At 67.5% G+C, this 19,343-nt stretch carries 19 protein-coding genes; 8 read left to right on the top strand and 11 right to left on the bottom strand.

Annotated features, from left to right (window positions below; genetic code table 11):
* Positions 1 to 33 precede the first annotated feature (33 nt).
* Both QWJ37_RS06430 and QWJ37_RS06425 read left to right on the top strand, forming a co-directional pair.
* Positions 34 to 1,158: an LLM class flavin-dependent oxidoreductase gene (locus tag QWJ37_RS06430; RefSeq protein WP_227903297.1), complete on the top strand. Its 1,125-nt coding sequence runs from the start codon at positions 34 to 36 to the stop codon at positions 1,156 to 1,158.
* A gap of 9 nt (positions 1,159 to 1,167) precedes the next feature.
* The gene (locus QWJ37_RS06425) at positions 1,168 to 1,623 is read left to right on the top strand and encodes a MarR family transcriptional regulator (protein ID WP_227903298.1); all 456 of its coding nucleotides are present in this window, start codon (positions 1,168 to 1,170) and stop codon (positions 1,621 to 1,623) included.
* Positions 1,624 to 1,650: 27 nt separating this feature from the next.
* Here the strand turns inward: QWJ37_RS06425 and QWJ37_RS06420 are convergent, their stop codons facing one another.
* From QWJ37_RS06420 to QWJ37_RS06385, 8 genes are all read right to left on the bottom strand, one after another.
* Complete coding sequence (locus QWJ37_RS06420; RefSeq protein WP_290244786.1) at positions 1,651 to 3,120, bottom strand: MFS transporter; 1,470 nt, start codon at positions 3,118 to 3,120, stop codon at positions 1,651 to 1,653.
* Positions 3,120 to 4,514 carry a M20/M25/M40 family metallo-hydrolase gene (locus tag QWJ37_RS06415; RefSeq protein ID WP_290244785.1) on the bottom strand — a complete coding sequence of 465 codons (1,395 nt, stop codon included), beginning with the start codon at positions 4,512 to 4,514 and terminating at the stop codon, positions 3,120 to 3,122. The genes QWJ37_RS06420 and QWJ37_RS06415 overlap by 1 nt, the downstream gene beginning before the upstream one ends.
* 134 nt (positions 4,515 to 4,648) lie before the next feature.
* Positions 4,649 to 5,800 carry a cysteine desulfurase family protein gene (locus tag QWJ37_RS06410; RefSeq protein ID WP_290244784.1) on the bottom strand — a complete coding sequence of 384 codons (1,152 nt, stop codon included), beginning with the start codon at positions 5,798 to 5,800 and terminating at the stop codon, positions 4,649 to 4,651.
* Positions 5,797 to 6,669 (bottom strand): carboxylating nicotinate-nucleotide diphosphorylase, encoded by an 873-nt coding sequence (gene nadC / locus QWJ37_RS06405; RefSeq protein WP_290244783.1) that lies wholly within the window; start codon positions 6,667 to 6,669, stop codon positions 5,797 to 5,799. Before nadC ends, QWJ37_RS06410 begins: the two co-directional genes overlap by 4 nt.
* Positions 6,666 to 8,501 (bottom strand): FAD-dependent oxidoreductase, encoded by a 1,836-nt coding sequence (locus tag QWJ37_RS06400; RefSeq protein ID WP_290244782.1) that lies wholly within the window; start codon positions 8,499 to 8,501, stop codon positions 6,666 to 6,668. Before QWJ37_RS06400 ends, nadC begins: the two co-directional genes overlap by 4 nt.
* Entirely contained in the window at positions 8,498 to 9,790 is a 1,293-nt protein-coding gene (gene nadA, locus QWJ37_RS06395; protein WP_290244842.1) for a quinolinate synthase NadA, read from the bottom strand. The genes QWJ37_RS06400 and nadA overlap by 4 nt, the downstream gene beginning before the upstream one ends.
* 2 nt (positions 9,791 to 9,792) lie before the next feature.
* Positions 9,793 to 10,521, bottom strand: a complete 729-nt coding sequence (locus QWJ37_RS06390; RefSeq protein ID WP_227903304.1) for an NUDIX domain-containing protein — start codon at positions 10,519 to 10,521, stop codon at positions 9,793 to 9,795.
* 99 nt (positions 10,522 to 10,620) lie between these two features.
* Entirely contained in the window at positions 10,621 to 11,097 is a 477-nt protein-coding gene (locus QWJ37_RS06385; RefSeq protein ID WP_227903305.1) for an Lrp/AsnC family transcriptional regulator, read from the bottom strand.
* 279 nt (positions 11,098 to 11,376) lie between these two features.
* On the opposite strand from QWJ37_RS06385, the gene QWJ37_RS06380 reads away from it, so the two are divergent.
* Entirely contained in the window at positions 11,377 to 12,732 is a 1,356-nt protein-coding gene (locus QWJ37_RS06380) for an amino acid permease (protein ID WP_227903306.1), read from the top strand.
* Between the two features lie 50 nt (positions 12,733 to 12,782).
* On the opposite strand, the gene QWJ37_RS06375 is transcribed toward QWJ37_RS06380, so the two are convergent.
* Positions 12,783 to 12,914, bottom strand: a complete 132-nt coding sequence (locus tag QWJ37_RS06375; RefSeq protein WP_269437512.1) for a hypothetical protein — start codon at positions 12,912 to 12,914, stop codon at positions 12,783 to 12,785.
* Positions 12,915 to 13,130: 216 nt separating this feature from the next.
* Between QWJ37_RS06375 and QWJ37_RS06370 the strand changes: the two genes are divergently transcribed.
* From QWJ37_RS06370 to QWJ37_RS06350, 5 genes are all read left to right on the top strand, one after another.
* On the top strand, positions 13,131 to 14,153 hold the full coding sequence (locus QWJ37_RS06370) for a thiamine pyrophosphate-dependent enzyme (protein ID WP_227903307.1): 1,023 nt from the start codon (positions 13,131 to 13,133) through the stop codon (positions 14,151 to 14,153).
* Between the two features lie 133 nt (positions 14,154 to 14,286).
* Entirely contained in the window at positions 14,287 to 15,252 is a 966-nt protein-coding gene (locus QWJ37_RS06365) for an alpha-ketoacid dehydrogenase subunit beta (RefSeq protein ID WP_290244841.1), read from the top strand.
* Complete coding sequence (locus QWJ37_RS06360; protein ID WP_227903308.1) at positions 15,245 to 15,574, top strand: biotin/lipoyl-containing protein; 330 nt, start codon at positions 15,245 to 15,247, stop codon at positions 15,572 to 15,574. Before QWJ37_RS06365 ends, QWJ37_RS06360 begins: the two co-directional genes overlap by 8 nt.
* A 45-nt stretch (positions 15,575 to 15,619) precedes the next feature.
* Positions 15,620 to 16,381, top strand: a complete 762-nt coding sequence (locus QWJ37_RS06355) for an alpha/beta hydrolase (RefSeq protein WP_290244840.1) — start codon at positions 15,620 to 15,622, stop codon at positions 16,379 to 16,381.
* A 177-nt stretch (positions 16,382 to 16,558) separates the two neighbouring features.
* Positions 16,559 to 17,530, top strand: a complete 972-nt coding sequence (locus QWJ37_RS06350; RefSeq protein ID WP_290244781.1) for a serine/threonine-protein kinase — start codon at positions 16,559 to 16,561, stop codon at positions 17,528 to 17,530.
* A 93-nt stretch (positions 17,531 to 17,623) separates the two neighbouring features.
* Here the strand turns inward: QWJ37_RS06350 and QWJ37_RS06345 are convergent, their stop codons facing one another.
* Positions 17,624 to 17,782 carry a hypothetical protein gene (locus QWJ37_RS06345; protein WP_290244780.1) on the bottom strand — a complete coding sequence of 53 codons (159 nt, stop codon included), beginning with the start codon at positions 17,780 to 17,782 and terminating at the stop codon, positions 17,624 to 17,626.
* Between the two features lie 120 nt (positions 17,783 to 17,902).
* On the bottom strand, positions 17,903 to 19,222 hold the full coding sequence (locus QWJ37_RS06340) for an MFS transporter (protein ID WP_290244779.1): 1,320 nt from the start codon (positions 19,220 to 19,222) through the stop codon (positions 17,903 to 17,905).
* Positions 19,223 to 19,343: the final 121 nt, after the last annotated feature.

Genomic DNA, 19,343 nt, shown 5'->3' with positions numbered 1-19,343 from the left:
TACTTTAAGAACATTCCAACATCGGAGGCCAGCATGCAGATCGGCGTCTTCAGCGTCAGCGACATCACCCGGGACCCGGTCACCGGCCGCATCCCCACCGAGGGCGAGCGAATCAAGGCCGCCGTGGCCATCGCCAAAAAGGTCGAGGACATCGGGATGGATGTCTACGCCACCGGCGAGCACCACAACCCGCCCTTCTACGCCAGCTCCCCCACCACGCTGCTGGGTTACATTGCCGCGCAGACCGAGCGGATCATCCTCTCCACGACCACCACGCTGATCACCACCAATGACCCGGTGAAGATCGCCGAGGACTTCGCCATGCTCCAGCACGTTTCCGACGGCCGCGTGGATCTGGTCCTGGGCCGCGGCAACACCGCCCCGGTCTACCCCTGGTTCGGCAAGGACCCGCAGGACTCGGTGGAACTGACGGTGGAGAACTACAACCTGCTCCGCCAGCTCTGGGACAAGGAGACAGTGAACTGGGAAGGCAAGTTCCGCACCCCGCTGCGCAATTTCACGGCCACGCCACGCCCGCTCGACGGCGTCGCCCCCTTTGTCTGGCACGGCTCCATCCGCACGCCGCAGGTGGCGGAAATTGCCGCCTACTTCGGTGACGGATTCTTCGCCAACAACATCTTCTGGCCCAAGGAGCACTACATGCAGCTGATCGGGCTCTACCGGGAACGGTACGAGCACTACGGCCACGGCCGTGCCGACCAGGCCATTGTGGGCCTTGGCGGACAGTTCTTTATGCGGAAGAACTCCCAGGACGCGGTGAACGAATTCCGCCCCTACTTCGACAACGCCCCGGTCTACGGGCACGGGCCGAGCATGGAGGACTTCACCGCGCAGACCCCGCTGACCGTGGGCAGCCCGCAGGAGGTGCTGGAGAAAACCCTGAGTTTCCAGGAGTACTTCGGCGACTACCAGCGCCAGCTCTTCCTGATCGACCATGCCGGCCTGCCGCTTAAGACGGTGCTGGAGCAGCTGGATCTGTTCGGCGAGTATGTGCTCCCGGAACTGCGCAGGGAATTCGATTCCCGCCGCCCGAAGGACGTTCCGGACGGTCCCACGCATGCCGGCCGCGTTGCCGCACGCGACGCCGCCCGTCACGCCGGGGCCGGGGTGCCCGCAACAGCCTCCGCCGTTCAGTAGGCTGGAACCATGCACTCCTCGAACAACCCGACCCCCAAGCAGGCAGCCGAAGCGTGGGAATCCCTGTTCCGCGTACAGGTAGGCGTGATGCGCCGGCTGCAAAAGGACGCGGAGTTCAAGGACCTGACCATGCGGGAATACGATGTGCTGTTCAACCTGACCCGCTGCCCGTCCGGCTGGACCCGGCTGAACGAGCTCAACGAGCACCTGCTGATCAGCCAGCCCAGCCTCAGCCGGATGGTGGACCGGCTCGAAGCCCGCGGCCTGGTCAAGCGCCGGCCCGCGGAGCAGGACCAGCGCGGCGTGGAGCTGTCCCTCACCGATGAAGGCCGCGAGGTGCAGAAACGCCTGGGCCGGATCCATGTGCGCGGCATCCATGACCTGCTCACCCCGGCGCTGGACCGCGACGAGCTGGCCACACTGAAGGAACTCACGGACAAGGTACTGGCCAGCCTCACCGATTAGGTCCCGCCCGGGCACTGCCGGCCCGGACTAGACGGCTTTCTCCTCCGCACCCATCGGCGGGTCGGCGAACGCCAGCCGGGGAACCAGCAGCAGCACGGCCGCGGCCACGAACGCCGTCACCGAGCACACCGTCCACACCGTCAGGTAACCCTCCAGCGGCGCGGCGGTCACTGCGGTTCCGCCGGAAAGCGCATTCGCCGCTGTGCTGGCCAGGGCGATGCCGAACACTGCCGAGGCGAAGGACCCGCCAATGGTCTTGGTGGTGTTGGTGAGCCCGGTTGCCATGCCGGTGCGGTTCATCGGCGCGGCCGCTGCCGCAGCCGACGGAAGCGCCGCCACCAGGGCTCCGGAGCCGAGTCCGGCCACCACCATGTTGGCCAGCGCCTGCGGCAGCGTGTCATGGAAGGGCAGGAACATGGCGTATCCGACGCCGACCAGCAGTGCCGCCCCCACCAGGGTGTTGCGCGGGGTGGTGCGCCGGGCGGCCACCGGGAACAGCAGCGCACCCACCAGCAGGGCCAGCACATAGCTGCCGATGATGATGGACACCTGGGATGCTTCCAGCCCCAGCCCGTAGCCGTGCTGTGCCGGGTCGGTGCGCGCAAAGGTGGACATGGGCGCCTGCGCACCCAGCACCGAGATGCCGAACAGGCCGGCGGTCAGCTGGACCGGCCACATGGACGGGCGGCGCAGCATGGCGAAGTCCACCAGCGGATCCCTGCGGCCGAGCTCGTAGCGGACAAAGGGAATGAACGCCGCAACGCCGGCGGCCAGCACGGCCCAGGCCCACCAGGTACCGGGTCCGTTGATCCGCAGGAACGTCAGGCCGGAGGTCAGGGTCAGCAGCCCAACAGCCAGCAGCACAAATCCCGTGCGGTCCACGGTGCCGCCGTCCAGCGAGTCGGACTCCGGGACGCCGAAGTGCACTGCGAAAATACACAGGGTCACGGCCATTGCGGGGAAGGACAGCGTCAGCCAGAGCATCCCCGCGAACCGTTCCACCAGCACGCCACCCAGCAGTGCCCCGCCGATCACCCCCAGTTCCAGCGCGCCCACCAGCAGGCCGGCGGCCTTCCGGGTCAGCACGGCCCGGTTCGGGGCGTGGCGGAGCCGGCTGAAAATCAGAGCTATTTCCATGGGCAGCCAGACCACGTAGAACCCCTGCAGGGACCAGGCCGCCAGGAACGTCCAGAAGCCGGGCGCGAAGGCCACGCCCCAGGAGGCGGCGGCCGTCAGGACCGTGGACACGAGCAGGATGCGCTTGTGCCCGTAGATATCCCCAAGCTTGGCCAGGAGGGGCACCGCGAGGGCGCTGAGCATCAGCTGGGCGGATTCGAACCAGTTGACGTCGCCGTCGTCGATCCCCAGGTGCCGGGCGATGTCGGTGAGCATGGGGGTGTAGTAGCCCTGCAGGATGCCGCTGGTCAGTTCCACCAGCACCAGGAATCCCACTACGGGTCCGAGCATCCGCAGCCCTGCCGCCGGCAGAGCGGTCATCAGAGTGCACCCATCAGGGCGCGGTAAAACAGAATGCCCTCGCCGAAGGTTTCAATGCCCAGCTTTTCATTGTCGGCATGGATGCTTGCCCGGTCCGCTGCACTCATCCGGAACGGGGCAAACCGGTAGACCGCATCGCAGATGGTGGTAAAGCGGCGGGCATCGGTCCCGCCGAGCATGATGTACGGCACCGGGACGGCATCCGGGAACGTTCCGCTGATGGTCTCTTCCAGCAGCGCAAACTGGGCGTTGGTGGTGGCCGAGACCGGTGAGGGCTCGTTGCCTTCCACCACATGCAGGGACACTTTGGGGTCCCGGATGACCGTGCGGAGGCGGGTAAGCGTGGATGCCACGCTCTCCCCCACAGCTACCCGGATATTCGCATTGGCGCTGGCGCGGGTGGCCAGGACGTTGGATCCCTTGCTGCCGCGCAGCTGGGTAATGGCCACGGTGGTGCGCGTCATGGCATTGGGCTCCCCGCCGAGCAGTCCGAAAACCCGGGTCAGCGGACGCCGCAGCCGGCGCACATTCCCCAGCACCAGCCGGGGAAGCAGCGGGGCGGCCGCGGAGAGCCGCTCCACCATTTCCACGGTCACCTCGGGCAGGGCTGCGGGGAAGGGACGCCGCTCCAGGCGGAGGATCGCCCGGGCCAGGCGCGCGGTGGCTCCCATCCGGTTCGGCGTGGATGCGTGCCCGCCGGGATCTTCGGTGGCCAGTTCAACGTCGAGGATCCCCTTTTCGGCCACGCCCACCACGGCCAGTGGTGCCTGGACGAAGGGAAAGGCGCCGGAGGCCACGGCGCCGCCTTCATCCAGCACCAGCCAGGGCCGGATGCCGCGCCCGGCGAGCAGGGCTGCGGCCGCGGTGGCCGTGTCACCGGCGGTTTCCTCGTTGTTGCCGAAGGAGAAGTAGATGTCCCGTGCCGGGGTGAAGCCTTCTGCCAGCAGCTGCTCGGCGGCTTCGAGCACGGCGGCCAGGGCGCCCTTGTCATCCAGGGCCCCTCGTCCGCAGATGGAGGTGTCGGTGATGGTGCCGGCGAACGGCGGATGCTCCCAGACTGCCGGGTCCTCCACCGGGACCACGTCATAGTGGGCCATCAGCACCGCGGGACCGCGGGCATCACCGGTTTCCGCGTTGCCGCCCGCCCAGCGGTAGAGCAGGCCGTGCCCGTTGACCCGTTCCAGCTCCAAGCCGGCCGCGACGCGGGGAAAAAGTTCGGGCAGGGCGGCGATAAACGCGTCGAACTGGTCTGTTTCCACCTCCTCCGGGATCCGGGAGGAGACGGTGCGGAAGGTCAGGAGCCGGGCCAGTTTCGGTGCCGCGTCCCTGCCGGTCCGGAGTGCGGAAGGCGCAGGCGCGGCGGAACCGGTCCGCGGGTCAATGGTGCTGTGCATGGGCCGAGTGTAGCGGCGGTGTGGTGCAGCTCACGCCCGGGGCGCGAACCTGCAGCTACATTACGACGGCGGCCTGCCGGGCACCCGGCGTCGTCCTGCCCCTGGACTGCTGTCCCTGCACTGCTGCCCCTGCACTATTGTCCCTGCACTGCTGTCCCTGTCACCGCTGCCACCGCGTCGATGACGGCGCTGGCTGCGTGCTCCATTTCCGCCGGCGTGGTGTGCGGGGAGAGGGTGAAGCGCACGGCTGTCTGTGCAGTTTCCCGGTCCAGTCCCATGGCGGTCAGTACGGCAGAGGGCTCATCGGAACCCACCGCGCAGGCCGAGCCGGAGGAGCACAGCACTCCGCGGCGCTCCACCTCCAGCAGCACGGCCTCACCTGCGGTGCCGGGAAAACAGAAGGATGCATGTCCGGGCAGCCGCTGCACGGCCGGCCCGGTCAGTAAGGCGCCCGGCACACCGCCGAGCACCTCCCGGATGAAGCGGTCGCGCAGCCCGGCGGTGCGGCGGGCCGCGTCATCCTGTTCGGCGACGGCGAGCGCCAGTGCCGCGGCAACGGCGACGGCACCGGCGACGTTTTCCGTCCCCGACCGTTTCCCGCGCTCCTGCCCGCCGCCGTGCAGCAGCGGTTCCAGCGGCAGTGCGCCCCGGACATACAGCAGGCCGCAGCCGGCGGGGGCGCCAAGTTTGTGCCCGGAAATGCTCATGGCGTCCACCCCCAGGTCCCTCACCTGTACCGGCAGCCAGCCGGCCGCCTGCACCGCATCGGTGTGGAACGGGACGCCCAGGGACCGGCAGGCACTGGCGACTTCGGTCACGGGCTGAAGAGTTCCCACCTCGTTGTTGGCATACATGATGGTGCACAGCGTGGTATCCGGCGTCAGGGCCGCGGCGGCTGCCGCCGGGTCCACCCGCCCGTCGCCGTCCACGGGCAGGAGTGTCAGGCGGAATCCGTGGGACCGTTCCAGGTAGCGCAGGGATTCCAGCACGGCGGGGTGTTCCACCTGGCTGGACACAACATGGCGTCCCCGGGGTGCGGCAAGCGCCAGCCCCTTGACCGCCAGGTTGTCGGCTTCGGTTCCACCGGAGGTGAACACGATGTCGCCGGGCCTGCAGCCCAGCGCCGTGGCCGCCGTGGTTCGTGCGTAGTCCAGGGCGGCCGCCGCACCCGTACCACGCAGGTGCCGGCTGGAGGGATTACCGAATTCCGTGGTCAGGAGCGGCTTGATCAGCTCCAGGATTTCGGTGCGCACCGGAGCGGTGGCCGCGGCATCGAGGTAAATCACCGGGTGTCTGCCATGTCCAGTCCAAGGTCCAGTGCCCGGACACTGTGGGTGAGGGCCCCGGCGGAGATCAGGTCCACTCCGGTGGCGGCTATGGCGGCCACGGTGTCGAGCCGGACATTGCCGCTGGCTTCGGTCAGGGCCCGGCCACCGATCAGCTCCACGGCGCGGCTCAGCTGCGCAGGAATGAAGTTATCCAGCAGGACGGTGTCCGCTCCGCCGGCCAGGACTGCCTCGATCTGGTCCAGCCGGTCCACCTCCACCTCAAAATGGACGGTGTGCGGGAGCTGCGCGCGGGCCCGGCGCAGCGCCCGGGAGAGCTCCTCGCCGCTGCCCAGCAGTGCCAGATGGTTGTCCTTGGCCATCACGGCGTCCGAAAGGGAGAACCGGTGGTTGAAGCCCCCGCCGCAGCGGACGGCATGGCGTTCCAGGATGCGCAGCCCGGGGGTGGTCTTGCGGGTATCGGTAATCCGTGCCGATGTACCACGGGTTTCCGCCACGAACGCCGCCGTCACCGTGGCGATTCCGCTCAGCCGCTGGGCCAGGTTCAGTGCCACCCGTTCGGCGGTGAGGATGGCGCGCGACGGGCCGCTGATCTCCGCCAGGACGGCACCGGCGTCGAACGCTTCACCGTCCCGGACCCGGAGCGCCACACGGGTTTCCGCCGAGGTGGCCCGGAAGGCTGCTTCAAGCACCTGGCTGCCGCAGAAGACTCCTGCCTCCCGTGCGGTCAGCTGCGCCGTTCCGTGAGCCTCCGCCGGGATCAGCGCCGTGCTGGTCAGGTCTCCCCATGGTGCGTCCTCGGCCAGGGCCGCGGTAACAATGCGTTCGACGGCGGCCGGATCCGCTGCCGGGATCTCCTGGGTGTTCATACTCTTACGTCCGTTCTCTCCCGCCGCGCAGGGATATGCGGGCTGTCCGTTCGGTAATGTGCCCCGAGCGAGGTGTGCCGCTGCAGGGCAGCACCCACCAGCAGCCGGGCGCAGGTGAGCAGGTTCGCGGTTTCCCGCTCCGCCACGGAGCTTCCTGCCGGCGGCAGCCAGGACGCCAGCTGCCGGGCAGCAGCGGCCAGGCCGTCGGCGTTGCGCAGCACTCCGGCGGAGCCGGACATCAGTGCCTGCAGCCGGTCCCGGGTAACCACTGCATACCCGCCGCCCTCCGGCCCGGCGGGACCCTGCGCGGCTAAACTCTGCAGCACTGAAGCCGGGAGAACCGGGGCCTGTGGAACCGAAGCCTGTGGAACCGAAGCCTGTGGAGCTGATGCCTGTGGAACCGAAGCCTGCGGAACTAAAGCCTGCCGGCCGACCGTTCCGGGCATCAGGGCTCCGGGCTGTGGGGCTCCGGATTGCTGGGCTCCGGTTTCGGCATCGGCTTCGGCTTCGGCATCGGCTTCGGCTTCGGCTTCGGCTTCGGCTTCGGCTTCGGGCCAGGGCACGCCAGCCCGGACTGCGGCAGCGGTACGTGCCCCGAACACCAGGGCCTCGAGCAGTGAGTTGGAGGCCAGCCGGTTGGCACCGTGCACGCCGGTACAGGCGTTCTCCCCCACTGCGTAGAGACCGGGGACCGAGGTACGCCCGGCAAGGTCCGTACGGATTCCGCCCATCCAGTAGTGCGCCGCCGGTACCACCGGTACCGGCTCCCGTTCCCAGTCAAAGCCATGGGCTGAGGTAAGCGCGTCCAGGCCCGGGAAACGGCGGGCGAGGTATCCCGGACCGTGCCGGTGCCCGAGGCCGGTGGCGTCCAGGAAAACGTTGTGCGCTCCTGTCTCCTGCAGATGGAGCGCAATGCCGCGGGCCACCACATCCCGGCCGGAAAGCTCGGCTCCAGCTCCGGCTCCGGCTCCGGACCCTATGTCCGAGTCCGTATCGGAGCCGGATCCTGCGACCAGGCCTGTATCGGCGCCTGCCCCTGCGACCAGGCCTGTATCGGCGCCTGCCCCAGCGAGGAACCGGATTCCGGCAACGTCCCGAAGTACCGCACCCTCGCCGCGCACAGCCTCGGACACCAGCGGATGGCCGGGGACGTCCAGTGCCGTGGGATGGAACTGGAAAAACTCGAGATCCGCCAGCACTGCCCCCGCACCGGCGGCGAGCGCAACACCGTCGCCGGTAGCAGAGGCGGGATTGGTGCTCTGTGCGTAGAGCTCCCCCGCACCACCGGTCGCCAGCACCAGGGCAGTGACGGGCAGAATGCTCAGTACGCCGTCGGGATCCTGCACCTGAAGCCCCGCAACCCGCCCGCGTGCCAGCACAATATCCGTGGCAAAGGTGTGCTCGCGGATGCCGATTTTCGGTTCGGCTCGCACCGCAGCCGTCAGCGCCACCGCAATCCCGGCGCCGGTGGCGTCTCCGTTCACGTGCAGCACGCGCCGGGCACTGTGTCCGCCCTCCAGCCCGGGCTCGGGATCAAAGTCCACCCCGAGCCGGACGAGTTCGGCAATGTGTTCGGCCGCCTCGGTGCACAGCGCAGCGACGGCTTCCGGGGTGTTGGTGCCTGCACCGGCCTTCAGCGTGTCCTGGATGTGGAGGCGGACGGAATCCGGACCCCGGAGCACAGCGGCAATCCCGCCCTGCGCATACGGAGTGGCACCGCTGAGCAGTTCGCCCTTGGTCACCAGAGCGACGTCCAACCCGGCCCGCGCGGCACACAGTGCGGTGTAGAGCCCGGCAACTCCGCTGCCCACAACCGTCAGGGGCAGCGTCACGGGCGGACTGCCAGCATGCGCTCCAAGGCGGTGCGTGCGGGGGCGGCGACGTCATCCGGCACGGTGATGCGGTTATGCTGCTCGCCGCGGACCAGGCCCTCCAGCACCCACGCCAGGTAGCCGGGATGGATCCTGTACATAGTGGAGCAGGGGCAGATCACCGGGTCCAGGCAGAAGATGGTGTGCTCCGGGTGGGCGTCGGCGAGCCGGCGGACCATGTTGATCTCCGTGCCCACGGCAAAGGTGCTTCCCGGTTCGGCGGCCTCGATCGCCTTGCGGATGTAGTCGGTGGAACCGGACTCGTCAGCGGCATCCACTACCGGCATGGGGCACTCGGGATGCACGATCACCCGGACCCCGGGGAACTGCTGCCGTGCCGCGGTGATCTGGTCCGTGGTGAAGCGCTTGTGCACTGAGCAGAAGCCGTTCCAGAGCAGAACCCGGGAGTGCCGCAGTTGTTCTTCCGTGTTGCCGCCCAGCGGCAGGCGCGGATTCCACATGGGCATGGCCTCCAGCGGGATGCCCATGGCCTTGGCGGTATTGCGGCCCAGGTGCTGGTCCGGGAAAAACAGCACGCGCTGCCCCCGCTCGAACGCCCAGGCCAGAACAGCCGCAGCATTGGAGGAGGTGCAGACAATCCCGCCGTGCCGGCCGCAGAATGCCTTCAGGGCCGCCGAAGAGTTCATGTAGGTCACGGGAATGACGGGCGCCGCTCCGGCAGTCTCCCGGCCGCGGAAAACGGCCTCCAGCTGCTCCCAGCACTCTTCCACTGAGTCAATGTCCGCCATGTCCGCCATGGAGCAGCCCGCTGCCAGGTTGGGCAGGAGTACTGCCTGCTCCGGCCCGGACAACAGGTCCGCGGTTTCCGCCATAAAGTGCACGCCGCAGAACACGATGGCTTCTGCCTCGGGGCGGGAAGCAGCAGCCTGGGCCAGCTGGAAGGAATCGCCCACGAAATCCGCATGGCGCACCACTTCATCCCGCTGGTAGAAGTGCCCAAGGATCACCACGCGGTCCCCCAACCCGGCTTTGGCCGCCGAGATCCTGGCCTCCAGTTCCTCGTCCGAGGCCTCGAGGTATTCCGAGGGCAGCGCACCCTGGCGCGGTGTTGCTGCCGGCGCGGGATCAGCGGCAGAGGCCCCTGGTCCGTACTGCGGCAGGGCGGCGCCGTCGAACGCCCAGGGCGGCGAGGCCAGGCCGGGCCCGCAGGTCGAGGACGCGGCTGCTGCCTTGTCGCGGCTGATCAGCCGAATGGCTGTTGCCACGCTGGCGCCGGGAGTAGCTTCCATGCTCATTCGGTGCTCCGTTGCGGTGTTGAGGGAACAGGACCGGGCACCGTGTCCGGGTCCGGGGTGTAGCGGTAGAGACGCGGCGGGCGGTGCCGGCCGCCGGCGAGGTAGTGCTCGGTCGCGGAGATCTGTGGTGTTGCCCGCAGCTGGCGGCGGAAATTTCCAGGGTCCAGTTCGCGTCCCAGAACCGCCTCGTAGACTTCGCGCAGCTGCGCCAGGGTAAACAGCTCCCCCAGAAAGGCATAGGCCGCCTGCCCGTACTCGGTTTTGTTCCGCAGCCGCCACAGGGCGTAGTCCACGATGGTGTTGTGGTCAAAGGCCAGCTCCCCGACGGCGTCGGCCCGGAACCAGCGCACGTTGTCGCTTTCCCTGGCAAGCGCCGCTTCGTCCGGCTGGACCAGCGCCCAGTAGACAATCGAGACCACCCGGGGCGACGGCGAGCGCTCCGGACCGCCAAAGGCGTAGAGCTGCTCCAGATAGCGCGGAGTGAGCCCGGTGGTGTCAGCCAGATTCCGGGCGGCTGCGTCCTGCAGGGATTCCCGGGCTGCCAGCGGACCGCCCGGAAGTGCCCACCGGTCCCGGTAGGGTTCCCGTATCCGCCGCACGAGCGGGAGCCAGAGCTCCGGGCGCCCTGTGTCCCCGTCCCGGCGCAGAGCGAAAATGACGGTGGAGATGGCCAGGGACGGCGGTGCCAGTTCACGCTCGGATACGTTGGCGTAGGGGGAATACACGGCTCCCCTTTCCGGGGCACTAGTAAAAGTCAGAATGACTGTAACTCATCCGGGCCGAAAAGATGGCCTTCATCACAGTGCGCCCGGTGCCGGCCGGACTCAGGGATCCGAGACGGCTGCCGCGTTCAGCAGCGGCAGCATCCGGCCTTCGAAATGCGTGTTGAGCACAATCACCGAGGACGTCCGCAGCACGGTATTGGTGGCCACAATTGCGTCGATGACCCGCTGCAGGTCCGAGTTGGACCGCGCCGCCACCCTGGCCAGGAGATCACTTTCACCGGACACGGTATGCACTTCCTGGATCTCCGGAATCCGGGACAGTGCCTGCACCACCGCATCGTGGCCGGTATCCTGGCGGATGGTCAGGGAGCAGTACGCCACCACGTCATAGCCGAGGGCTTCGGCATCAATCCGCGGACCCCAACCGGCGATCACGCCCGTCTGCTGCATCCTGTCCAGCCTCGCCTGCACAGTGGCCCGGGCCACCTCCAGCCGCCGGGATGCCTCAAGCACCGACATCCGGGGGTTGTCGGTAAAGAGTGTGACAATGCGGGCGTCCAGCGCGTCGGTTGGCATGGGGTCCTTTACTTAGAGAAGTCTGCAGCCGTGAACAATGATTGTCAGTGTACAAATTGTAGAGCCGACGTGGGTCACAGTCGGACATGACTGGACACAAACCGGTCCTAAGATGGAATCCGGTGTACATTCCCGCCAGCCGCCTGACGCCGGTCCAGCAGATGCACCGGCAGCCGCCCCAACGTTCTAAGGCCTTTTCCTTTTATGCCCGGTTCCGCCCTCCCGTCCCGTACCGATACGCCTTCTCCGGCCGGGAAAGACTCCGGGTCACAGAAAAAGATGCAGCCGCGGCACCTGGTCCTGATGAGCCTGGGCAGCGCCATCGGCACGGGACTCTTCGTCGGCTCCGGCGCAGGCATTGCGGCAGCCGGCCCGGCTGTGCTGATCTCCTTCCTGGTTGCCGGAACGATGGTGATCCTGGTGATGCGCATGATGGGCGAAATGGCCGCTGCGGATCCCAACAGCGGCGCGTTTTCCGTTTATGCGGAAAAGGCGCTTGGCCGCACTGCCGGGACGACCGTCGGCTGGCTCTGGTGGATCCAGATAGTCATTGTCATTGCGGCCGAGGCCACGGCGGCCGCCGCCATTGTCACGTCCCTGATCCCCGGCATCGAGCAGTGGATCCTGGCCCTGGCCTTCATCGTTGTCTTCACAGCCATCAACCTGGCAGGGGCCGCCAGCCTGGGCGAGTTTGAGTACTGGTTTGCCATCCTGAAGGTGGCAGCCATCATCATTTTCCTGGCGGTGGGAGCCGCGTTCATTGCCGGCTGGCTTCCGGGCGCTGACTCCCCCGGGGTGGACAACCTCTTCAACAACGGCGGATTTATGCCCAACGGCATTACCGGGGTGGCCGCGGGCCTGCTGCTCGTGGTGTTCGCGTTCGGGGGTACTGAAATTGTCACCATTGCTGCCGCGGACACCGAGGAACCGTCCAAATCCATTGCGGGGGCCATCACCTCGGTGATCTGGCGGATCCTGATCTTCTACATCGGTTCTGTCCTGGTGATGGTCACGGTGCTGCCCTGGGACAACGAGGCCCTCAACACGGGCCCCTTTGTGGCCGTGCTGCATGCAGCCCAGGTGCCTGGAGCAGACACCGTGATGGCCGTGGTGATCGTGATCGCCCTGCTCTCGGCCATGAACGCGAATCTCTACGGGGCCTCACGGATGATCTACTCGCTCGGCGACCGCGGGCGCGCACCGGCCGCCCTGGCGAGGCTGGGCCGCGGCGGGGTCCCGCGGCGCGCGGTTGTGGCCTCGGTGGCCTTCGGGTTCATTGCCGTGGTGCTGAACTACCTCTACCCGGACACCGTGCTGATGATCCTGCTGAACCTGGTGGGTTCCACCTGCCTGGTGGTGTGGGGCATCTCGATTGTTTCGCAGATAATCCTGCGCCGCCGGGCCGATGCCGCCGGAGTGGAACTGACGTTCCGGATGTGGGCGTTCCCCTGGCTCTCCTACTTTGCCCTGGCACTGCTGGCGGCGATTGTGGTGCTTGGTTTCTTCGACGCGGCCGTCCGCGTGCAGCTGGTGGCCACGGCCGGTCTGACGGCCGCGCTGGTCCTCCTGGCCTGGCTGTTCGACCGCCGCACCACCCGCCGGTCCCGGACAGCAGCGGCGGACCCGGCAGAATAGCCCCGGCCTGCCGCTGCCCGGCCATCCGGGCAGCCGGGCAGCCGTCCCGGCTACCGGCCCTTGCGCCGCTTGGGCAGGAATTCTGCATCAACCGCGCTCTTCGCCCGCTTTTCGGCGCGCTTTTCCTTTAGTGCCTTGCCGTGCTTCTTTGAACTGGATCCCTGCGGAGATTTACCTGACATGTCCGGCTCCTGACTCAAGGGGATGGATGTCTGGAAACCATACGCGGATACCGGAGGGATTCCAGCCCTTCTCCGAAACCTGATGTCAGCACCGCCCCATACCGGCTGCGAACAGATTGCCTAGGCAAAGGCGGGAGGGAATGGAACGTTTGTACAGAATGTGCAGCAATTCCGGGACGAATTGCCCAGCGTGATGCAAGCCACTAGATTGCCCCTATGGATAACTCTATGGATCCGGCGCCCCTGGCGCCGGAGGAACTGCGCAGGCTGTACCGCCTGATCACCGCCGCACGGCAGCTGGATCTCGCCGCCGTGGCCTGGCAGCGTCAGGGGATTATTCCCGGCTATGCCCCTGCCCTGGGCCAGGAAGCCGCCCAGGTGGGCAGCGCCTTCGCCATGGACCCTAAACGCGACTTTATCTTCCCCACCTACCGGGAAATGGGTGCGGCGCTGGCCCTGGGCGTGGACATGACCGAGTACATGTCCACCCACAAGGCCAGCTGGCATGGCGGTCTCTACGATCCGGTGCGCACCGGATTTGCTCCAATCCAGGCAGTGGTCGGCGGTTCCGTGCTGCACGCGGTGGGTTGGGCCCACGGCCAGACCCTGAACGGCGGCACGGGCGGCGTGGCACTGACCTATTTCGGTGACGGCGCCAGCTCGCAGGGTGATGTCCATGAGGCCATGAACTTTGCCGGCGTACTGAAGGCCCCGGTGATTTTCTTCGTCCAGAACAACGGCTGGGCCATTTCGCTGCCCACCGAGGCACAGGTGGCGGGCGGCACGGTTGCAGCCCGCGCTGCCGGGTACGGCATGCGTGCCATCACTGTGGACGGCAACGACGCCCCCGCCGTCGTTTCCGCCACCCGCGAGGCGGCAGCCCATGCCCGCGCAGGGCATGGTCCGGTGCTGATCGAGGCCATGACTTACCGCCGCGGTCCGCACTCCACCAGCGACGACCCCGGGCGCTACCGCAGCCTGGATGAGGAACGCCGCGACGCCGGCCCGGATCCCGTCCAGCTGCTGGCCGACCGGCTGCTGGCCGAAGGCCTGGCGGACCGGGACTTCCTGGATGCCGCCCTCGAAGAAGCAAAGGACAACGCCGAACGCATCCGCGAAGGCGTGGAAGCCCTGGGCCCGCGGCCGGGCACGGAGATGTTCGACTTTGTCTATGCCGAACCCACCGAAGCACTCAAGGCCCAGGCGCGTGCCTGGCGGGAGGAATCCGAACATGTCTGAGCAGCTTACCGAGGCAGTACCCTCCTCCGATCTGGCCGAAGCGGCCCGCAACACCGAAGACACGGCTGCCACCCGCCAGTCTGCCGCCACGCCGCCCGCGCCGTCCGGCCGCGGCCAGGTAGAGCAGCTTTCCATGCAGCAGGCCCTCAACCGTGCCCTGGCCGAAATCCTGGCCGAAGATCCCAAGGCCCTCGTCCTGGGCGAGGACGTAGGCCGGCTGGGCGGGGTTTTCCGCATCACGGACGGCCTGCAGAAGCGTTTCGGTGCCGACCGGGTCATGGACACTCCCCTGGCCGAATCCGGCATCCTGGGTATGTCCGTGGGCCTGGCCATGGCAGGCTTCCACCCCATTCCCGAAGTGCAGTTTGACGGGTTCGCTTATCCGGCCGTCAACCAGATCATCACGCAGCTGGCCCGGATGAACTACCGCAGCCGCGGCACCCTGCCCATGCCGGTGACCCTGCGGGTACCCAGCTTCGGCGGAATCCGCGCCCCCGAGCACCACGGAGAATCGCTGGAAGCACTGTTCGCCCATGTTCCGGGGCTGAAGGTCGTCTCCCCCTCGAGCCCGCATGAGGCCTACCACCTGCTCAGGCATTCGGTGGCTGTTCCGGACCCGGTGATATTCATGGAACCGAAGTCCCGCTACTGGCAGAAGGGCGAAGTCAACCTTGGCCACGCCGGCCCGGTGGAGGGCGCCAAGGTGGTCCGTCCGGGCAGGCACGTCACCCTCGTGGCGTGGGGCGCCATGGTGGCACGCTGCCTCCAGGTGGCCGAACTGGCCGCCGAAGACGGCATTGAGGTGGAGGTCCTGGACCTGCGCTGGCTGAAGCCGATCGACGCCGCCGCCCTGGCCGAATCCGTCGGCCGGACCCGGCGCGCCGTCGTCGTCCATGAGGCGCCGCTGACCTCCGGCCTGGGCGCCGAGGTGGCCGCGCTGATCACCGAGCACTGCTTCGACACCCTGCGCGCCCCGGTTGGGCGGGTCACCGGATTCGACGTACCGTATCCGTCAGGAGACCTTGAAGACGAATACATCCCGAACATCGACCGCATCCTGTTCGGGATCCAGCGAGTATTGGAGTACCGGCGTGGCTGAAATTTCCTTCCCCCTTCCCGACCTCGGCGAAGGACTGATCGAGGCCACCGTGCTGGAATGGCTTGTGGCCGAAGGCGACCAGGTGGAGCGCAACCAGCCGCTGGTGGAGGTGGAAACCACCAAATCCGCAGTGGAACTCCCCTCCCCGCAGGCCGGGAAGGTAGCCCGCATCTACGGGGAACCCGGCGACAGGATCAATGTGGGCGAGCCGCTTATTGTGTTCGAAGTGCCGGACAACACCGCCGGCATTGTCGGTACCGTTCCGCAGGAGGCCCCGGCGAAGCGCCGGGTCCGGCTGAGCGCCGTCCTGGACGAGGACTGACCGGTGTCCGGCTACGGCTCCCTGGTGGAAGGCACCGATCCTCGATTGGATGTCCAGGTGTTCGCGGGCGACGACGACGGCGCGGACTCCTGCCGTCCGGTCCTGCTGCTGCATGGATTTGCCTCCGACTCGCAGTTGAACTGGCACAATTCCGGCTGGGTGAATGCCCTGCTCACCGCCGGCAGGCAGGTCATCACGGTGGACCTGCCCGGCCACGGCGCCAGCGCCGCGCCGGCGGACCTCGACGCCTACCGTCCCAGCCGCATCCGCGCGGACCTGCTGCAGGTGGTACAGGACGCGGGTGTCCGGCCGCTGGCCGACGCCGACCCGGGGAGCGGGCTGGACGTAGTTGGCTATTCCCTGGGCTCCCGGCTGGCATGGGAGTTCGGGGCCACGCAGCCCGAGCTGGTGCACCGGATGGTGCTGGGCGGGCCCGGCAGCGGTGATCCGCTGGCTGATTTCGATCTGGACGCCGCCCGGGAGGCTGCCGCAGGCGGAGCGCCGGTAGCGGATCCGCGTACCGCCGAGCTGCTCCGGATGGCGCAGCTGGTCCCGCAGAACAACCTCGCCGCGCTTTTCCGTATGGTCGAGGCCATCAAGGAGGAGCCCTTCTCCCCCGCAGCCGCCGTGCCCGGGATGCCGCTGCTGCTGGTAGCCGGCGAGCGGGATGATCTGGCCGCCACGGCGCCCGAGCTGGCAGCGCTGAGCGGACAGGCAGACATGCTCACGCTCCCCGCCCGTACGCATGCCAATGCCGTCACATCCCGGGCGTTTAAGACCGCCGCACTGGACTTCCTGGCGGGCTGAGCGGGCGAAAAGTTACGAGTTGGTCACGTAGGGGGCAATCTGCACCGGGACGACGCCGCGCCACGCTACGATGGAGAGGCTAGTGGACTAGGTTGGTTTTAATCAGCCTACTGATTGTTTTTCGGCTGATTCCGGGCCCACCGGCCTTCACCTTTTATCCCCGTAGGGAGGACACCCGTGGATGTACTCCTTGGGCACCGATACCGCACCACTGAACTCATAGGTTCCGGCGGTGCAGCTTCGGTGTACCGGGCCGTCGATGAGAATCTCGGCCGCGAAGTAGCCGTCAAGCTTTTCAGTGCCGGCTTCCACGAGGATGACGAGACCCGCCGCCAGCAGACCGAAATGCAGCTGCTGGCCACACTGAACCATCCCGGCCTGGTCACCCTGCACGATGCAGGCGTGAGCGTGGACGAAGAAGGCCGGGCGTCCAGCTACCTGGTGATGGAACTGGTGGACGGACCGGATCTGCGCGGCAAGCTCAAGGAGGGCCCGCTCTCCTCCCCCGCAACGGCTGCGCTGGGGGCAGACCTGGCCGATGCGCTGAACTACGTCCACAGCAACGGTGTCATCCACCGCGATGTGAAGCCTGCCAACATCCTGCTCTTTCCGCAGGCAGAGCAGGACACCCGCCTGTATCCGAGGCTCACCGACTTCGGCATTGCGCGGATGGTGGAAGCAACAGTTGCCACCGCCCACGGTGCCACCATTGGAACGGCGAACTACCTGAGCCCGGAACAGGCCCAGGGAGCCGCCGTGGATCCGCGGACCGATATTTATTCGCTGGGCCTGGTACTGCTGGAATGCCTGACCGGTGAAAAGGCCTTCCCGGGTCCGATTGTGGAAGCTGCCGTTGCGCGCCTGCTGCGGGACCCTGAGATCCCCGAGTGGGTGGGCCCGGACTGGACGGAGATCCTGCGCGCCATGACGGCCCGCCTGGTGGACGCCCGCCCCGAAGCCCATGAGGTGGCAGTGGCGCTGCGCACCCTTGCGGCGGAACGCACAGTTCTGGACACACCCGAGTCCGTGCCGGGATCTGCCGACGCCTCGGCAGGCCGCGAACCGGTCACCGGCGACTCCACGGGCGGCATCACCACGGGCAACATCTACATTCCCGCCCCGCCGCTGCACTCTCCCAGCCTGGGCTAGGAAAAACCCGCCAGGCGCGGACAGCAAAACGGGACCCGCGGTAATCCGCGGGCCCCGTTTCAGTTCCTGACTGCATCCGGACTGCCGGACGGCCTACTTGCCGTCGCCGGATGCTTCGTCCTCTTCAGGTTCAAAGTTCGAGGCTTCCTCGGTGCTCGCAGCCGCAATACCGTCATCGCTCTGCGGGATGGTTCCATCGGGGCCTTTTGAACCGGTCTCCTTCGGATCCTGGCCGGCTTCCTTCTCTCCCATGGTGTCTCCTTAGTGGTACTGGTAACTGCGGCGGATAGTTCATGCTTGACTGCCCGACCTATCCTTCGATACTAGGCCAACTGTGGCACAGCTGACACCTGCACGGGCTCCCGTACGGGCTCAGGCATTCCGCCGCACGGCGGCTGCGCGAACCGCCACCAGCCCCAGCAGCAGCAGCGCTCCGGCGGCAGCGGCCGGAACAATAAACGCATGCTGGTAGCCGCCTGAATCCGCAAGGCGCCCTGCCACGGACGAACCCAGTGCCGTGCCCGTCACCACTCCGCTGGCCAGCAGCGTCATAACGGTGCCCATCAGTTCCCGCGGTGCCACGATGGCGCCGATGCCGAAGATGCTGACCATGGTCGGCCCCACGGGGATGCCCAGCACAAACAGGACCACCAGCATGGTGGCAATATCCGTGGGCAGGAACAACAGCAGGGCAAGGACCGTCATTGCCCCGGCACAGAGCAGCCAGCGCGCTGCGGAACCGAACCGTTCGGGCCAGAAGGCCACGGAGAGGGCCGCTGCGGCCGAGCTCAGGCCCATGACCGCATAGAGCAGGCCCGCGGACGATGCGACACCGAAGCTGCCGGCGAATGCTGTCAGGCTCGTCTGGGTGGAGCCGAAGAAAGTGCCCATGGCAACCATGCCCAGCACCGGCAGCATGATGAGCAGCCACTGCGGACGGGCACTGCCCTGAGTCCTGTCCTGCTGCTTTGTTCCGCGCCCGGTTTTTCGCCTCCCGCCGCCCGGGCGGCGGGAGGACGGAACCACGTATTCCACCGTGGGGTGGACGGCGAAGGCCGCCACCATGGTGGCTGTGAGCACTGCGGCCAGGGCCAGCGGAAGCCAGGGGGCGACGGCCGCGGCCAGCAGGCCCACGAGCGCCGGTCCCAGCACGAAGGTGAGCTCATCCGCCGTACCTTCGTAGGACAGGGCAGTGTCCATCTCGCGTCCCCGCGGACGCCGGGCTGTCATAGCCATCCAGCGCACCCTGGCCATCGGTCCGACCTGAGGGCAGGAGGCGCCCATGGCGAAGGTGGCGATAAGCATCCAGACGGGAGAGCCGGCAGGGTCCAGCAACGCGGCGGTCAGCAGGAACAGTCCAATGGCCACAGGATTCAGGACCGCCGTGGAGAGCAGGACGGGACGCTGTCCAATCCGGTCGGCGAGATAGCCGAGCATGGGCGCGCCGACGGCCGAGCCGATTCCCACTCCGCCGGCGGCGAACCCGCCAAGTGCGTAGGACCCGGACACTTCGGTGATCAGGGTCAGTGCTCCGACGGTCAGCATGGCCAACGGCAGCCGCGCGAGGAAGGCGACCGGGAAAAAGGACCTGCCGGCGAGTGCGAAAATGGCCTGGTAACGGCCGGCGGGAGGTGCCCCCGCGGCTTCGTCAGCGGGCGTGGAGGGGGTTGGGGAGGGCGTGTTTGGAGTCATGGTGCGGTATCCGAATACGTTGAACCGCGCACCGTCCCCCCTCCCGGTACGCCCGACCCTTGCTACCCGCCAATTTTACCCACGCCCGGCTGCGGTGCCTAACTGCCGCTCCCGTATGAGC

This window comes from Arthrobacter sp. YD2 (assembly GCF_030410475.1).
Taxonomy (GTDB): Bacteria; Actinomycetota; Actinomycetes; order Actinomycetales; family Micrococcaceae; genus Arthrobacter_B; species Arthrobacter_B zhangbolii.
This window is presented reverse-complemented; position numbering and strand designations above follow the sequence as displayed.

Excerpts from the sequence above, each read along its gene's own strand:
- QWJ37_RS06380 (WP_227903306.1), top strand. The coding sequence starts at position 11,377 with ATGCAGCCGCGGCACCTGGTCCTGATGAGCCTGGGCAGCGCCATCGGC.
- QWJ37_RS06340 (WP_290244779.1), bottom strand. The coding sequence starts at position 19,222 with ATGACTCCAAACACGCCCTCCCCAACCCCCTCCACGCCCGCTGACGAA.
- QWJ37_RS06345 (WP_290244780.1), bottom strand. The coding sequence starts at position 17,782 with ATGGGAGAGAAGGAAGCCGGCCAGGATCCGAAGGAGACCGGTTCAAAA.
- QWJ37_RS06385 (WP_227903305.1), bottom strand. The coding sequence starts at position 11,097 with ATGCCAACCGACGCGCTGGACGCCCGCATTGTCACACTCTTTACCGAC.
- QWJ37_RS06365 (WP_290244841.1), top strand. The coding sequence starts at position 14,287 with ATGCAGCAGGCCCTCAACCGTGCCCTGGCCGAAATCCTGGCCGAAGAT.
- nadA (WP_290244842.1), bottom strand. The coding sequence starts at position 9,790 with ATGGAAGCTACTCCCGGCGCCAGCGTGGCAACAGCCATTCGGCTGATC.
- nadC (WP_290244783.1), bottom strand. The coding sequence starts at position 6,669 with ATGAACACCCAGGAGATCCCGGCAGCGGATCCGGCCGCCGTCGAACGC.
- QWJ37_RS06415 (WP_290244785.1), bottom strand. The coding sequence starts at position 4,514 with ATGCACAGCACCATTGACCCGCGGACCGGTTCCGCCGCGCCTGCGCCT.
- QWJ37_RS06370 (WP_227903307.1), top strand. The coding sequence starts at position 13,131 with ATGGATAACTCTATGGATCCGGCGCCCCTGGCGCCGGAGGAACTGCGC.
- QWJ37_RS06430 (WP_227903297.1), top strand. The coding sequence starts at position 34 with ATGCAGATCGGCGTCTTCAGCGTCAGCGACATCACCCGGGACCCGGTC.
- QWJ37_RS06375 (WP_269437512.1), bottom strand. The coding sequence starts at position 12,914 with ATGTCAGGTAAATCTCCGCAGGGATCCAGTTCAAAGAAGCACGGCAAG.
- QWJ37_RS06420 (WP_290244786.1), bottom strand. The coding sequence starts at position 3,120 with ATGACCGCTCTGCCGGCGGCAGGGCTGCGGATGCTCGGACCCGTAGTG.
- QWJ37_RS06425 (WP_227903298.1), top strand. The coding sequence starts at position 1,168 with ATGCACTCCTCGAACAACCCGACCCCCAAGCAGGCAGCCGAAGCGTGG.